Source organism: Oscillibacter sp. KLE 1745 (assembly GCF_000469445.2).
GTDB classification, from domain to species: domain Bacteria; phylum Bacillota; class Clostridia; order Oscillospirales; family Oscillospiraceae; genus Oscillibacter; species Oscillibacter welbionis.
This window is the reverse complement of record NZ_KI271780.1, coordinates 13,736-28,786: the sequence shown is the minus strand read 5'-3', so window position 1 is coordinate 28,786 and position 15,051 is coordinate 13,736. Positions and strand designations below refer to the sequence as shown.

Here is a 15,051-nt window from a genome sequence, read left to right as displayed (position 1 = left end):
TTTGATGAAAAAGTCCTTGACTTTTCGTCTCTGGAAAAACTGCGAAGTCGATCCTGATTTCCTGCGGTGCAAGGCTTGCGCCCTTCGACATCGCAGAGCTGCGGGAGCTGATGAGCTACGATGAGATGGAGCTGGACACCATCGGAGACCGGAAGACGGCACTGTTCGTCATCATTTCCGATACTGATGACACCTTCAATTTCGTCGTGGCGATCATGTATTCCCAGCTCTTCAACCTTTTGTGCGACAAAGCAGATGACGTTTACAACGGACGGCTTCCCGTCCATGTGCGCTGTCTGCTGGATGAGTTTGCGAACATCGGTCAAATCCCGAAGTTTGATAAGCTCATCGCCACCATACGAAGCCGGGAAATCTCGGCGTCAATCATCTTGCAGTCCCAGTCTCAGCTCAAAACCATCTACAAGGACGCGGCGGACACCATCACGGGCAACTGTGACTGCACACTTTTCCTCGGCGGCAAGGAGAAATCCACGCTCAAGGAAATCAGCGAGGTGCTGGGCAAGGAGACAATCGACCTTTACAACACCTCAGAAACCCGTTCCAACAACAACTCCTACGGCTTGAATTATCAGAAGACCGGCAAGGAACTGATGTCTCAGGATGAGATTGCCGTCATGGACGGAGCTAAGTGTATTTTGCAGCTTCGAGGCGTGAGACCTTTTCTCAGTAACAAATACGACATTACGAAGCATCCCAAGTACCGGCAGCTCTCCGACTACGACAAGCGGAACGCCTTTGACATCGAGAAGTACCGGCAGCACAAGCTGGTAGTCAAGCCCGATGACACATTCGACCTCTATGATATGGGCGAGGTCGAAGCGGATTAAAGCCCCGTCGCTGCACTGCGCAGTGGGTAAAGCCTGATGGCTCCCAAAGCAGAACAGCGACGGGGCTTCTTTTTTTATGCCCATTTTCAAAAATACACAACCAATCTTTTTCAAATCAAGGAGGAAAATCTATGGCTTTCATCAATCAGGCTGTCACGGTTCTTCAGACGCTCGTTATCGCCCTCGGCGCAGGTCTCGCAGTGTGGGGTGTTGTCAACCTCATGGAAGGCTACGGCAACGACAACCCCGGCGCTAAGTCTCAGGGTGTAAAGCAGCTCATGGCTGGCGGCGGTGTGGTGCTGATCGGCACGACCCTCATCCCCCTGCTCTCCGGTTTGTTCGGCTAATCCACGGCAAGCCCAGCTTAACCGAAGGGTGGTGAAATATTGGGCAGCATTTTAGAAAAGATCGAACAGGCTCTCAAGGATATGCTGATCGGATGGATCGAGAGCAACCTGACCAATATGTTCACCGATGTCAACGAGAAGGTAGGAACGATTGCCGCCGAAGTTGGGCAAACACCGTCCGGCTGGAACGGCGGCGTGTACCAGATGATCCGGGGACTATCCGAAAACGTGATAGTCCCCATCGCTGGTATCATCATCACCTTCGTTTTGTGCTACGAGCTGATTTCCATGATCACCGAGAAAAACAACCTTCATGACATGGACACATGGATGTTCTTCAAGTGGTTTTTCAAGGCGGCTGTGGCGATCTACCTCGTGACGCATACGTTTGACATCGTGATGGCAGTATTCGACATCGGGCAGAACGTGGTTTCCGGTGCAGCCGGTGTCATTCACGGCAACACCAGTATTGATATTGATTCGACGATTGCGCAGATGCGTACCGGCATGGAGAACATGGGCGTCGGAGAACTGCTCGGACTGTCGATAGAAACGCTTCTGATCAGCCTGTGCCTCAAAATCATGGCAATCCTCATTACAGTCATCCTCTACGGGCGCATGATTGAGATTTACTGCACCGTGAGCATTGCGCCTATTCCCATCGCAACCATGAGCAACCGCGAATGGGGCAGCATCGGCACGAACTATCTCAAAGGTCTGTTCGCTCTGGCATTTCAGGGCTTTCTCATCATGGTCTGCGTCGGCATCTATGCAGTATTGATCAACGGCATGATTATCGCAGACAACATTCACTCGGCTCTGTTCTCTGTGGCAGCGTACACGGTCATTCTGTGTTTCTCGCTGTTCAAGACCGGAAGCCTTGCAAAATCCATCTTCCATGCGCACTAAGGAGGTCGGCAGCATGAAAAAATACAGCATCATCTACGCCGATCCCCCTTGGGCGTATCGGACTTACTCCAAGAAAGGACAGGGACGGTCGGCGGAAAGTCACTATCCGACGATGTGCATTGAGGACATCAAGGCACTTCCGGTTAGTGAGCTTGCCGCGAAGGACTGCGCCCTGTTCCTCTGGATCACGTTCCCGTGCCTTTGTGAAGCACTCGAAGTGCTGACGGCATGGGGCTTTTCTTATAAGACCGTGGCTTTTGTATGGGTGAAGCAAAACCGCAGGAACGATGATCTCTTCACCGGCATGGGGTATTGGACAAGGGCAAACGCCGAAATCTGCATCCTTGCTACGAAGGGGCATCCGAAGCGTGTTGACGCCGGTGTGCGTCAGGTCATCCTCAGCCACATCGAAGAGCATTCCAAAAAGCCGGATGAGGTGCGGGAGCGCATTGTTCGGCTCATGGGAGACCTTCCCCGCGTGGAGCTTTTTGCCCGTCAGTCCCCCGAAGGCTGGGATGTCTGGGGCAACGAGGTCGAATGCAGCATTACTCTTGGAAAGGAGGAAACAGTTAATGGCATTTGTTCCGGTCCCGAAGGACCTTAACCGTGTCAAAACGAAGGTCATGTTCAACCTGACCAAGCGGCAGCTCATTTGCTTTTCCATCGCTGCGGCAGTCGGCGTTCCGATCTTCTTTCTGGCGAAGGCACATCTCGACTTGTCTACGGCGGCAATGCTGATGGTGGTGATCATGCTCCCGTTCATCTTCTTCGCGCTTTACGAGAAGGACGGTCAGCCCGCCGAAAAGTATCTGTACCACATTGTACAGTCCATGTTTATCCGAGACAAGGTGCGTCCCTATCGCACAAACAATCTCTACGCTGAGATTCAGCAGAAAATCAAAGAACAGGAGGAATTGCAGCTTGAACAACAGCACAGCAAAGGCAAAGCCTAAGATGACGGTCAAGAACGGCGTCGTTTATGGCGATGCCCTTTCCGCTCAGGAGAAAAAGCGGATCGTCATGCAGAAGAAAAAGGACAGGAAGGCGAAGAAAGTCCGCAAGTCCGCCCAGCAGACCATTCCCTATGTGGAGATGTGCCGCGACGGTGTCTGCAAGGTGAACAGCCGCCTCTACACGAAGTCCATCGCCTTTGAGGACATCAACTACCAACTTGCGCAGAACGAGGACAAAACTGCCATCTTTGAAGCATGGTGCGACTTTCTGAACTACTTCGACAGCTCGATTTTCGTCCAGCTCTCCTTCATCAATCAGAAGGCAAGCCTCAATGAGTTCCGCAAACGCATCAACATTCCGGCACAGGAGGACGCCTTCAACGACATCCGCTCCGAGTATTCCGGTATGCTGCAAAGCCAGCTCACCAAGGGCAACAACGGACTGGTCAAGAAGAAGTACATCACCTTTGGCATTGAGGCAGACTCCCTCCGCACGGCAAAGCCGAAGCTCGAACGCATTGAAACCGACATTCTCAACAATTTCAAAACCCTCGGTGTGAGGACGGAGCCGCTGTCCGGCTACGAACGGCTGAAAGTGCTTCATGATGTGTTCAACATGGACACCAATGAGCCGTTCCGCTTTTCCTTCGACATGGTTGCCCGGACAGGACTCAGCACGAAGGACTTCATCGCGCCCACTTCCTTTGACTTCCGTGAAGGCAAGTGCTTCAAGATGGGCAGAACCATCGGCGCGGCGAGCTTCCTGCAAATCCTTGCGCCGGAACTCAATGACCGGATGCTTGCCGACTTCCTTGAGATGGACAGCAACATCACGGTCAATTTTCATATCCGGACGATTGACCAGGCGAAGGCAATCAAGAGCATTAAGTCGAAGATCACCGACCTCGACAAGATGAAGATTGAAGAGCAGAAAAAGGCAGTCCGCTCCGGCTACGATATGGACATCATCCCGTCCGATCTCGCCACCTTCGGCGGTGAGGCAAAGCGTCTGTTGCAGGATCTCCAGACCCGCAATGAGAGACTGTTCCTCGTGACCATCCTCATCATGAACACAGCAACCAACCGCCAGAAGCTCGAAAACGCGGTGTTCCAGACCGCCGCCATTGCCCAGAAGTATAACTGTGCGCTCAAGCGTCTCGACTTCCAGCAGGAGGAAGGGCTGATGTCCTCTCTGCCTATCGGCGTCAATCAGGTGGAGATTGAGCGCGGACTGACCACTTCCAGCACGGCGGTCTTTATCCCGTTCACCACACAGGAGCTTTTCCAGTCCGGGGAAGCTCTTTATTACGGTTTGAACGCCTTGTCCAACAACATGATTATGGTGGACCGCAAGCAGCTCAAGAATCCCAACGGGCTGATCTTGGGTACGCCCGGTTCCGGTAAGTCCTTCTCCGCCAAGCGTGAAATGACGAACGCCTTCCTCATCACAGAGGATGACATCATCGTCTGCGACCCCGAAGCCGAGTATTTCCCCCTCGTACAGAAGCTCGGCGGTCAGGTCATCCGCATCTCGCCAGTCAGCACGGATTACATCAATCCGCTGGACATCAACACGAACTACTCCGAAGAGGAAAACCCGCTGACGCTGAAATCCGACTTCATCCTCTCCATGTGTGAGCTGATTGTCGGCGGCAAGGACGGCTTGCAGCCGGTTGAGAAGACCATCATTGACCGCAGTGTTCGCATGGTCTATCAGGAGTTTCTTGCAGACCCCAAACCGGAGAAAATGCCGATCCTCGAAGACCTCTACAACATTCTGAGAAATCAGAAGGAGCCGGAGGCACAGCGCATCGCAACTGCCCTTGAAATCTATGTTCACGGCTCTCTGAACGTCTTCAATCACAGAACGAATGTGGATGTCAACAACCGCTTTGTCTGCTATGACATCCGCGAACTCGGCAAGCAGCTCAAAAAGCTCGGTATGCTGATCGTGCAGGATCAGGTGTGGAACAGAGTTACCCTCAACCGCGCCCAGCACAAGGCAACGCGCTACTACATGGACGAGTTCCACCTTTTGCTGAAAGAGGAACAGACCGCCGCATACAGCGTAGAAATCTGGAAGCGTTTCAGAAAATGGGGCGGCATTCCGACCGGCATTACCCAGAACGTCAAGGATCTGCTTGCGTCCCGCGAGGTGGAAAACATCTTTGAAAACTCGGATTTTGTCTACCTTCTGAATCAGGCATCCGGCGACCGGCAGATTCTCTCGAAGGCGCTGAACATCTCGCCCAGCCAGCAGAACTACATCACCAATTCCAATGCCGGTGAGGGGCTGATCTTCTACGGCTCGACCATCGTTCCCTTCAAGGACGATTTCCCGAAGGACACCCAGCTTTACCGCATCATGACCACCAAACCCGAAGAAACCGTACAGAACTGATAGGAGGATTTTTGAATATGAACAACAAGATGATTACCATTCCCTACGCGGACGCTATCGAATACGGAGAGAACACCTCCGCGCTGTTTAAGGCTCTGTGGGAGCTGACCGATCTGATCCGACTGGAAAGCGATCTCAAGAAGCATCACCGCGCCTACCTCCATGTGAGGGATGGCATCGACGAAAAGGTCAAGGAGGCGCGTCAGATTATGACCAAGGTAGCTGTGGATATGATCGGTTTCTACTTCAATGTTGATGTTCCCAAGTGCAGCAACAGCGATGAGAATACCCCTTTCGCTGACGCGGGTGACGATGAAACCGTTTCTATCCCCAAGGGCGAGTATGAGCTGATGATCGACGATCTGCTCACGATGTCCGAAATTATCCAGTGCGTTGCAGATATGCGCACGCAGGATGTAAAGGCAATCCGTGAGTTCGGCAAGTTCATCCCCGCCTTCGCTGCCTTTGAGAAGAACCGCCTGAACCTCTATCGTGAGGCGGCAAAGGAAGCCGAGGAAATCTTCGACCGTTGGGCGGACGAGATTGACGATCTCGACGAGGACTTCATGGAAGATGAGGACTATGAGCCGGACGAGTATTACTCCGACTGATGCCTATTGAAATGTTGTCGGGTTTTACAGCCAACATTTCAACGGAAACACAAATCCAACAGAACAGGAGGTACACCACCATACAACTTGACATCATTCATACCGGCGATTGCCTTGAAATCCTGAAAACTCTGCCCGATGACAGCGTTCATTGCTGTGTGACGTCCCCGCCGTATTACGCACTCCGCGATTACGGCATGGAGGCTCAGATCGGCAGAGAGACAACGCCGAAGGAATATATCTCGCGCCTGACGGAAGTGTTTACCGAAGTCAGGCGCGTTTTGCGTCCGGATGGTACGCTCTGGCTGAACATCTCGGACACCTACGCCGGGAAAGGCAATCAGGGTGACTTTGTTGACCCGAAGAACCCCAACGGCAGAAACGGTCAGGCTGTGGCTCTCAACAACAAGGTTGAGGGCTGCAAGGCGAAGAACATGATCGGCATTCCGTGGATGCTGGCTTTTGCTCTCCGTGATACCGGCTGGTATCTGCGCAATGACATCATCTGGATGAAGGATAACCCCATGCCGGAGAGCGTGAAAGACCGCCTATCCCGCTGCTATGAGCATATCTTCCTGTTCTCCAAGTCCAAGAAGTATTTCTTCGACTACAAGGCAATCTCCGAGCCGATTGCTCCCGCAACGGCGGAACGCCTCAAGCGCGGCATGAAGGGCGGCAACAAATACGGCAAGCCCGTTCCCGGTCAGCCTCAGCCGCAATCCATCAACCGTCCGCGTGAACACGGTGAGATCAAGGACGCAGACATCAATCCGCTCCGCAACAAACGCGATGTCTGGAAGATCAACACCGTCCCCTTCAAGGGCGGTCACTACGCCGCCTACCCTCCGAAGCTCGTTGAGACCTGTCTTCTCGCCGGTTGTCCCGAAGGCGGCATTGTGCTTGACCCGTTCATGGGGAGCGGCACAACCGGCATGGTTGCTTCGCAGATGGGGCGGCATTTTGTGGGCGTAGAGCTGAACCCCGAATACACCGAGCTTGCCTACAAGCGGATTGGAGGTGAAATCTGATGCCCAAGGAACCGGAACTCAAAGCCCGCGACAAGGTAGTCGTGCGGATGACGCGGGAGGGCGCAGTCGAGGAAAACCTGACGGCTGGCACCGAACAGCGTGTGTCAAAACGGCTGGAAGATGCAGAGCTGGTCAAGCCCGCTGAGACAGCCGTGCCTTCCGAAGCTCTTTCCCAAGAGGAACAGAAAAAGGTGCAGATGCGCCGTCAACAGCGTCAGTTTCAGGCGGAACACGCCGAGGATAACGACACACAGCCGCCCTCGGAAACGTCCGTCACAGAAGAGAAAAGGGCAGAAAATCTACCCCAGAATGTATCCGAACCGCTGCCTTCGTCAGAAACGCCGTTCAAGCCTCCAACTTTAGAGCAGCACGGCGTTTCTTCTCATACCGGCACGGTGATTGCCGAAACAGTTGTCACGCACAAGCTGCGTAAGACCTCTGCGGTTGAAGCCGTTGATGCGGATGCTGTTCTCTCCCAAGCGGCGGAGACTTCCTCTGCAAAGCCGATCATCGACGATGCCGTCTCGACCACGAAGCGGATGCAGAAGCTCGAAAGGAAGTCCGAAAAGGCGCATGAGCGTCTGGACGCTGCCCGCGAGAAGCTACCCACGCACAAGGTTCTCAAGAAGGAGCGCGTTTTTGATGAAGAGAGCGGTAAGGGCAAAACCCGCCTTCATTTTGAGGATGAGCTGAAAAAACCAAAGGGCAAAGGCAAGCTGCAATTTGAAGCGGATAAAACCGTCCGCAAGGTCGGTGACACCCTCGCTTCCGGCATTCACGGCAAAATCCATGAGGTCGAACAGGAAAACACGGCGGTTGAGGCGGCGCATAAAACGGAGATCGCCGCTGAGACTGCCGCTCGGCATTTCAGTCATCATCGGGAAAGCAGCGTCAACAAGCCCTACGAGAAGGTCTCCAAGCTGGAACACAAGGCGGATGCTGCGGATGCGAAGCTCCAATATGAAAGAAATCAGCAGGAGCATCCTGAGATGAAGAAGCAGAACATGAACAAACACTATCAGAAGCAGAACATCAAGACGGAATATGCCGCCGCTCGAAATGCCGGTTCTCAGACCGCCGGGACTGCCACAAAGAATACCGGCAAGAAGCTCGGTGAAAAGGTGTCTGACAAGATCAAGGAGTTTTTTGAGAAAAACAAGAAGGTCTTCATCTGGATCGGCGTCGGAATTGCCCTTCTCGTTTTGCTCGGTGCCGGAATCAGCTCGTGTTCGATGCTCACCTCTACCGGCTCGTCGGTTATCGCTTCCTCCTATCTCAGCGAGGATGATGCGATGCTGGGCGCAGAAGCGCAGTATTGCCGGATGGAGCAAGATCTGCAACGCTATCTCGACACCTACGAAAGCACTCACAACTATGATGAATACCACTTCGATCTGGACGATATTGAGCATGACTCCTATGTGCTGATCTCTATTCTCTCGGCTCTCCACGAGGGCGAGTTCACGCTGGATGAGGTGCAGGGCACGCTCCAAATGCTGTTCGACAAGCAGTACATCCTCACCGAAGAGGTCATCGTCGAAACGAGATACCGCACGGAGACCGACACATGGACGGACGCGGACGGCAACACGCACACGGAAACCTACCGCGTCCCGTATGACTACTACATCTGCAACGTGAAGCTCGAAAACTTCAATCTCTCCCATGTCCCGGTCTACATCATGTCTCAGGAACAGCTCTCCATGTACGCAACGTATATGTCGGTGCTGGGCAACCGCGAGGATCTGTTCGGTGATTCTCCCTATGTGGACAAGTACATCACAAATCCTCCCGCCGACTACGATGTCAACCCGGAATACCTGAACGACGAGAAGTTTGCGACACTGATCACCGAGGCGGAAAAGTATCTCGGCTATCCGTATGTTTGGGGCGGCTCCAATCCCGACACATCCTTCGATTGCTCCGGCTTCGTCAGCTATGTTCTCACGAACAGCGGACTTGTGAACACCGGACGGCTGGGCGCGCAGGGGCTTTACAACGTCTGTACGCCGGTTTCAAAGGCGAATGCACAGCCCGGTGATCTCATCTTTTTCGTCGGGACGTATGACACCCCCGGCGTGTCCCACGTCGGCATCTATGTCGGTGATGGGGTCATGATCCATTGCGGCGATCCCATTCAGTACACATCCATCAACTCTTCCTACTGGCAGCAGCATTTCTACGCCTTCGGAAGACCCGCCTATTAAAAGAAAGGAGTTTTGCATGAATCCCAAGTATCAGAAAGTCCTCTCCGACATTGAGAAGGCTGAAAAGAAGAAGTCCGAAATCGAAGGTCAGCTCAAGGAGCTGTACGACAAGAAGACAGAGCTGGAAAACCTTGAAATCATCAACACCGTGCGCTCTATGGTGATGGACAAGGATCAGATCATGGCGTTCCTGTCTTCCATGAAGGGCGGCACCAAGCCCGCCGAAAATACGGAGGTAATCGACAATGCGTAAGAAGTTTCGTTTTCTGACCGTCCTTGCGGTCTGCGTCATGGTTCTGTCCTGCTTCTCGGTCACGGCGTTTGCCTACGCCGATGATACCGAGCAGAACCTTCCCGTCACGGAGGCAACCCAGCCCGAACAGCAGCCCGCAGTCACTCCCACGCCGGAAAAGCCGAAGTGTGAGCCGATTGACGATGAGGGCAATGCCTACACCCGCGACTTGCTCTATGATAAGGCAACCAACAAGCAGTTCATCACAGTCCAGACGAAGAGCGGCAACACCTTCTTCATTGTCATCGACTACGATGCGCCGATCAACGAAGATGAGGAACAGTATCAGACGTACTTCCTCAACATGGTCGATGAAAGCGATCTGCTTGCGCTGCTGGATGATGATACTGCGGCGGCTCTGACCACCTGTAACTGCAAGGAAAAATGCGTTGCCGGTCAAGTCAATACCGACTGCCCGGTCTGCAAGACCAACATGAGCGAATGCACCGGCACAGCCCCCGCTACACCTGAGCCGGACAAGGATGCGGAAACCGATGCTCCCGCCCCTAAACCCGAAAAGAAATCCAACATCGGCATGATTCTCGTCATCTTTGCCCTTGCCGGTGCTGCGGGTGCAGCTTATTACTACATCAAGTTCGTCAAGGGTAGAAAGCCCAAGGATGAGGACATGGACTTCTTCGACGATGAAGGCTACGAGGAAGAGCCGTACATCAACGAGGATGAAGAGCCGCAGATCGCGGAGGATGCTGAAACGGATGGTGATGAAGATTGATCTTAGTCATTGCTGAAAAGCCCAGCGTCGCCCAGTCCATTGCAAAGGTGCTGGGCGCAACGTCCCGTAAGGACGGCTACATGGAGGGAGGCGATTACATCGTTTCGTGGTGCTTCGGTCATCTGGTGGAGCTGGCAGACGCCAGCTCCTACGATGAGCGGTATGCCAAGTGGCGGTATGACGATCTGCCCATTGTTCCGGAAAGCTGGATGTTTGAGGTCACGAAGGACAAAGCACAGCAGTTCAAGGTGCTGTCCGCTCTCATGAAGGACAAGCGCGTCACCGAGCTGGTCTGCGCAACCGATGCAGGACGCGAGGGTGAGCTGATCTTCCGGCTGGTCTACGACAAAGCCGGATGCACCAAGCCCTTCAAGCGTCTGTGGATCAGCTCATTGGAGGACTCCGCTATCCGTGAGGGCTTCCGGCATCTCCGGGACGGTAAGGAATATGACCGCCTCTATGAAGCGGCACTCAGCCGCTCGAAGGCAGACTGGATTGTCGGCATCAACGGCACCCGCCTGTTCACCACGCTCTATCACAAAAAGCTGGTGGTCGGGCGCGTCCAGACGCCGACCCTTGCAATGCTGGTAGAGCGTGACGGGAAAATCTCCACGTTCCAGAAGGAGAAGTATTTCAACGTCCACGTCGGCAAGGGCGATCTGACTGCCGATCTGGAAAAGGTCAAAACCGAAGAGGAAGCAAAAAGAATTGCGGCGGCTTGCGAGAAAAAGCAAGCCGTCGTTTCTTCTCTCAAGCAGGAAACAAAAACCGTCAATCCTCCGAAGCTCTACGATCTGACTACCTTGCAGCGCGAGGCAAACCGATACTACGGCTTCACTGCCCAGCAGACACTCGATCTCGTTCAGACGCTTTACGAAAAGAAGCTCCTGACCTATCCACGCACAGACAGCCAGTTCATCACGGACGATATGGAGGACACCGCCCGTCAGGTCATTTCTATCGTCTGCCGCCAGCTTCCGCTTTTCTCCGACGTTTCGGTCACTCCGGACATTGCCCGCGTAACCGACAACAGCAAGGTCACAGATCACCACGCCATTCTCCCGACCGTCCAGCTCGAAAAGCAGGATGTTTCGGCGCTCCCTCAGTCAGAGCAGAAAATCCTCAATCTTGTTGGGATGCGCCTTCTGTGTGCGACCGGCGAGAAGCACACCTACGCAGAAACGCAGATCACGCTCTCCTGCGAAGGATATGCGTTCAAAACCAAGGGCAAGACCGTCGTTCAAAACGGCTGGAAAGCCGTCGAGGAACTGTTCAAGGCATCCCTCAAAACGAAGGAAAAGGACGATCCCGTGAAGTCCCTGCCCGAAGTCCATGAGGGCGATGTTCTGGATAATGTGTCCGCCAGCGTCACCGAACACTTCACAACGCCTCCGAAGCAGTACACGGAAGACACGCTCCTGTCTGCGATGGAGACTGCCGGAAACGATCAGTTTGACGATGACACCGAGAAGAAAGGTCTTGGAACACCCGCGACCCGCGCCGGTATCATTGAAAAGCTGGTGAAGTCCGGCTTTGCAGAGCGCAAAGGCAAATCCCTTATTCCCACAAAGGACGGCTGCAACCTCGTCTGCGTCCTGCCGGAACAGATCACGTCTCCCACAATGACGGCGGAATGGGAAAACACGCTCATGGAGATTGAGCGCGGCAACGCGGATGCAGACGCCTTCCTCAGCGGCATTGTCCGGATGACCGGGGATCTCGTGAAAGCCTACCCGTTCCTCTCCGATGCCGAAGCCCAGCGTTTCGGCACGGGCAAAGAGGAAATCGGCAAATGCCCCCGCTGCGGCTCTCCGGTCTACGTCGGTAAGGGCAATTTCTACTGCTCGAACAAGGAATGCTCCTTCTGCCTGTGGGAAGACAACAAGTTCTTTTCCAGCAAGAAAAAGAAGCTGACCAAGAGGATTGCAAAGGAGCTGCTGGACAAGGGCTGGTGCCGAGTGACCGGGCTTTACACGCCGAAGAAGCCCCAGCTCTACGATGCAGTGATCCGGCTGGATGACAGCGGCGGCAAATACGTCAGCTTCAAGATGGAGTTCGACCGATGATCCGCCCGAAGTATGTTGCCTCTTGCAGCGGAGGCAAAGACAGCGTAGCGACGCTCCTGCTGGCTGCACAGCACAAGGAACCGCTGGACGAGGCAGTTTTCAGCGAAGTCATGTTTGATCAGGACACAAGCGGTGAAGTCCCGGAACACCGGGACTTCATCTATGACCGGCTCAAGCCCTTCTGTGAAAAGGAACTGGGCATCAAGTTCACCATTCTCCATGCAGACAAGACCTACGATGACGTATTCCATCATGTCATCACCCGTGGACCGCATAAGGGCGAGGTTCGCGGCTTCGCATGGGCTGGTATGTGTGCAGTCAATCGGGACTGCAAAATCCCGCCCGTCCGAAAGTACAATGCCGCGCTTTCTCCGGACACCGTGAGCTATGTCGGCATCGCGGAGGATGAGCCAAAACGCCTTGCTCGTCTGGATGGAATAACGAAGGTCAGTCTGCTTGCCAAATACGGTATGACCGAGGCGGACGCCTACAAGCTCTGTCAGGATCACGGGCTGCTTTCCCCAATTTATGCTCACTGCCGGAGAAACGGCTGCTGGTTCTGTCCCAATGCAAGCGACGAAGAGCTGTTGCACATGATTACAAAACACCCGGAGCTGTTTGACAGACTGATTGAATGGGAGAAGGAGGATAACATCTTTCATCGTCGGCTGACACGCAGAGAAACCCCGTCTGAGGTAAAGGCTCGTTTATTGAGCAAATCTCAGACGGGGTTTTCTTCACCCGAAAGAAAATAAGAAATGGAGGTTTGAGATGGCTGAAAACAAAAATGCACAGCAAGTCCGCGAAATCACGGACAAGCTGGAACAGGGCATCAAGGAGCTTTTTGAATCTGAGCGATTCAAGGAATACCTCCGCACGATGTCCAAGTTCTACAACTATTCCTTCAACAACACATTGCTCATTGCGATGCAGAAGCCGGAGGCAACCTATGTTGCCGGTTATACCTCGTGGCAACGTAACTTCGACCGTCAGGTCATGAAGGGCGAAAAGGGCATCAAGATTCTTGCACCCGCGCCGTACAAGGCGCAGGAAGAGCGCGAGAAGATTGATCCTGTGACGCAGAAGCCGGTGATCGGTGCAGACGGAAAGGCTGTCACGGAGACGGTTGAGGTTCTGCGTCCTGCCTTCAAGGTGGTCAGTGTCTTCGATGTTTCCCAGACGGACGGCAAGGAGCTTCCGGACATCATCGTCGATGAACTGAAAGGCACCGTCGAAAACTACGAGGCGTTCTTCGACGCGCTCAGGCAGGAATCTCCCGTCCCTATTTCCTTTGAGGACATTCCGGGCGGTGCAAAGGGATTCTTCTCGCCGGTTGAAAGCCGCATTGCCATTCAGGAGGGCATGAGCGAAATCCAGACGGTCAAGACCGCCATTCACGAGATTGCCCACGCAAAGCTCCACGCAGTCAAACCAGACGAAAAAGCAGCTCCCGAAGATAAGAAGGATCGTCATACCAAAGAGGTTGAGGCAGAGAGCGTTGCCTACACCGTCTGCCAGCGTTACGGCATTGAAACCTCGGACTACTCCTTCGGTTACATCGCCGGTTGGTCATCCGGCAAGGAAACCAAGGAACTGAAAAGCTCTCTGGACACCATCCGCAAGACGGCGGCTGAGATGATTGAGGGCATTGACGCCAAGCTCAAGGTGCTGCTGGCAGAGAAAGCACAGTCCGCAGAGAAGGAAGCTCCCGTAAAGGAAACCGTTCCGGAGGAAAAGCTGGAAGTCCCCATTTACCGCGAGACGGCGAATTACGCCTATGAAGCCGGTGAGATGGACGCCTATCGCGCCTCCCTTGCTGCAAACGAGGAATGCCGCAGAGCGATTGAGGCGGCGATCAGCTCCAACTACGGAGATAACCGGCTGGATGCGGATGCCGCCGTGAAAAGTGTCCTTGAGCAGTTCTCTCCGGAGCGCGTCCGGTATGTCCTTGCAAACACCATTCAGCAGAAAGACTTCGACGGGCGCATTCCGCAGCCCCTCAAGGAATGGGCGAAGACCGTTGATGTCTGCCCCGAAAACGCCTCCCGCTTCCTTGTGGATAAACCCAATCCCGGACTGACAGCACTTTTCGTCGATGCGTTCCGTCAGCAGACCGAAGCTCAAAAGGATGTCACTTCTGAGAAGGCAACGGCAAGAGACCCGGAGGTCGTTGCATGGGAGAGCGATGAGATTACCTCTATTGAGGTAAAAACCGTAGAGATCAAGTCTCCCGTTGCCTCCATGCCGGAGGAAGCGGCAAAAGCACCGAAAGCGCACCGACTGACTGCGGAAGAGAAGGAAATCAAAGCTGCCGTCATGGACACGCTCAAGGGGCAGATTGCCTATCACAACGACGGTATGCGGGCGTCCTATCGCGCCTCTAACCACTCCTTCAATCTGCTGGCGCGGAACGGCGTCAGGATCGAGGGCAACACGGTCACGCAGAACGGTGAGCCGCTGTTCAAAATCCATCGCCGTCATGCGGCGCGAAAAACTCAGGGCTGCTATCGTGAGCTGATGCCAACGCTGGAATACGTCAAGCAGGAGCAGACGCAGGAAAAGCCCTCCATCCGCGATCAGCTCAAAGCTGCCGCAAAAACGCAGCCGGAAAAGAAGTCTCCGGTCAAATCCAAAACACACGACATGGAGTTGTGAG

At 54.0% G+C, this 15,051-nt stretch carries 13 protein-coding genes and 1 pseudogene; all 14 read left to right on the top strand.

The genetic code is table 11. The features are described from left to right. Positions 1 to 29: 29 nt before the first annotated feature. Positions 30 to 848: pseudogene (locus HMPREF1546_RS17270) on the top strand (VirD4-like conjugal transfer protein, CD1115 family); the annotation flags it as partial. A gap of 131 nt (positions 849 to 979) precedes the next feature. Continuing rightward, a complete protein-coding gene (locus HMPREF1546_RS17265; RefSeq protein ID WP_021747335.1) occupies positions 980 to 1,195 on the top strand; it encodes a Maff2 family mobile element protein in 216 nt (71 codons plus the stop codon). 39 nt (positions 1,196 to 1,234) lie between these two features. Continuing rightward, entirely contained in the window at positions 1,235 to 2,104 is an 870-nt protein-coding gene (locus tag HMPREF1546_RS17260) for a VirB6/TrbL-like conjugal transfer protein, CD1112 family (protein ID WP_007046101.1), read from the top strand. A 13-nt stretch (positions 2,105 to 2,117) separates the two neighbouring features. Beyond that, a complete protein-coding gene (locus HMPREF1546_RS17255; protein WP_036629184.1) occupies positions 2,118 to 2,708 on the top strand; it encodes an MT-A70 family methyltransferase in 591 nt (196 codons plus the stop codon). Beyond that, a complete protein-coding gene (locus HMPREF1546_RS17250; RefSeq protein WP_005934790.1) occupies positions 2,677 to 3,057 on the top strand; it encodes a PrgI family protein in 381 nt (126 codons plus the stop codon). The genes HMPREF1546_RS17255 and HMPREF1546_RS17250 overlap by 32 nt, the downstream gene beginning before the upstream one ends. Position 3,058: 1 nt before the next feature. Then, positions 3,059 to 5,458 (top strand): VirB4-like conjugal transfer ATPase, CD1110 family, encoded by a 2,400-nt coding sequence (locus HMPREF1546_RS17245; RefSeq protein WP_021747337.1) that lies wholly within the window; start codon positions 3,059 to 3,061, stop codon positions 5,456 to 5,458. A gap of 17 nt (positions 5,459 to 5,475) precedes the next feature. After that, on the top strand, positions 5,476 to 6,069 hold the full coding sequence (locus tag HMPREF1546_RS17240; RefSeq protein WP_021747338.1) for a hypothetical protein: 594 nt from the start codon (positions 5,476 to 5,478) through the stop codon (positions 6,067 to 6,069). Continuing rightward, a complete protein-coding gene (locus HMPREF1546_RS17235; protein ID WP_021747339.1) occupies positions 6,069 to 7,097 on the top strand; it encodes a site-specific DNA-methyltransferase in 1,029 nt (342 codons plus the stop codon). The genes HMPREF1546_RS17240 and HMPREF1546_RS17235 overlap by 1 nt, the downstream gene beginning before the upstream one ends. Then, positions 7,097 to 9,304: a C40 family peptidase gene (locus HMPREF1546_RS17230; RefSeq protein WP_021747340.1), complete on the top strand. Its 2,208-nt coding sequence runs from the start codon at positions 7,097 to 7,099 to the stop codon at positions 9,302 to 9,304. Before HMPREF1546_RS17235 ends, HMPREF1546_RS17230 begins: the two co-directional genes overlap by 1 nt. Before the next feature lie 16 nt (positions 9,305 to 9,320). Beyond that, a complete protein-coding gene (locus tag HMPREF1546_RS17225; RefSeq protein ID WP_006573549.1) occupies positions 9,321 to 9,557 on the top strand; it encodes a DUF4315 family protein in 237 nt (78 codons plus the stop codon). Next, a complete protein-coding gene (locus tag HMPREF1546_RS17220) occupies positions 9,550 to 10,329 on the top strand; it encodes a DUF4366 domain-containing protein (protein WP_021747341.1) in 780 nt (259 codons plus the stop codon). The genes HMPREF1546_RS17225 and HMPREF1546_RS17220 overlap by 8 nt, the downstream gene beginning before the upstream one ends. Then, positions 10,326 to 12,395, top strand: coding sequence for a DNA topoisomerase 3 (locus HMPREF1546_RS17215; RefSeq protein ID WP_021747342.1), 2,070 nt, complete (start codon positions 10,326 to 10,328; stop codon positions 12,393 to 12,395). Before HMPREF1546_RS17220 ends, HMPREF1546_RS17215 begins: the two co-directional genes overlap by 4 nt. Further along, positions 12,392 to 13,150 (top strand): phosphoadenosine phosphosulfate reductase, encoded by a 759-nt coding sequence (locus HMPREF1546_RS17210; protein ID WP_021747343.1) that lies wholly within the window; start codon positions 12,392 to 12,394, stop codon positions 13,148 to 13,150. Before HMPREF1546_RS17215 ends, HMPREF1546_RS17210 begins: the two co-directional genes overlap by 4 nt. Before the next feature lie 16 nt (positions 13,151 to 13,166). Then, positions 13,167 to 15,050 carry a DUF3849 domain-containing protein gene (locus tag HMPREF1546_RS17205; protein ID WP_021747344.1) on the top strand — a complete coding sequence of 628 codons (1,884 nt, stop codon included), beginning with the start codon at positions 13,167 to 13,169 and terminating at the stop codon, positions 15,048 to 15,050. Position 15,051 lies beyond the last annotated feature (1 nt).

Excerpts from the sequence above, each read along its gene's own strand:
- HMPREF1546_RS17265 (WP_021747335.1), top strand. The coding sequence starts at position 980 with ATGGCTTTCATCAATCAGGCTGTCACGGTTCTTCAGACGCTCGTTATC.
- HMPREF1546_RS17255 (WP_036629184.1), top strand. The coding sequence starts at position 2,118 with ATGAAAAAATACAGCATCATCTACGCCGATCCCCCTTGGGCGTATCGG.
- HMPREF1546_RS17245 (WP_021747337.1), top strand. The coding sequence starts at position 3,059 with ATGACGGTCAAGAACGGCGTCGTTTATGGCGATGCCCTTTCCGCTCAG.
- HMPREF1546_RS17230 (WP_021747340.1), top strand. The coding sequence starts at position 7,097 with ATGCCCAAGGAACCGGAACTCAAAGCCCGCGACAAGGTAGTCGTGCGG.
- HMPREF1546_RS17220 (WP_021747341.1), top strand. The coding sequence starts at position 9,550 with ATGCGTAAGAAGTTTCGTTTTCTGACCGTCCTTGCGGTCTGCGTCATG.
- HMPREF1546_RS17210 (WP_021747343.1), top strand. The coding sequence starts at position 12,392 with ATGATCCGCCCGAAGTATGTTGCCTCTTGCAGCGGAGGCAAAGACAGC.
- HMPREF1546_RS17235 (WP_021747339.1), top strand. The coding sequence starts at position 6,069 with ATGCCTATTGAAATGTTGTCGGGTTTTACAGCCAACATTTCAACGGAA.
- HMPREF1546_RS17205 (WP_021747344.1), top strand. The coding sequence starts at position 13,167 with ATGGCTGAAAACAAAAATGCACAGCAAGTCCGCGAAATCACGGACAAG.
- HMPREF1546_RS17225 (WP_006573549.1), top strand. The coding sequence starts at position 9,321 with ATGAATCCCAAGTATCAGAAAGTCCTCTCCGACATTGAGAAGGCTGAA.
- HMPREF1546_RS17240 (WP_021747338.1), top strand. The coding sequence starts at position 5,476 with ATGAACAACAAGATGATTACCATTCCCTACGCGGACGCTATCGAATAC.
- HMPREF1546_RS17250 (WP_005934790.1), top strand. The coding sequence starts at position 2,677 with ATGGCATTTGTTCCGGTCCCGAAGGACCTTAACCGTGTCAAAACGAAG.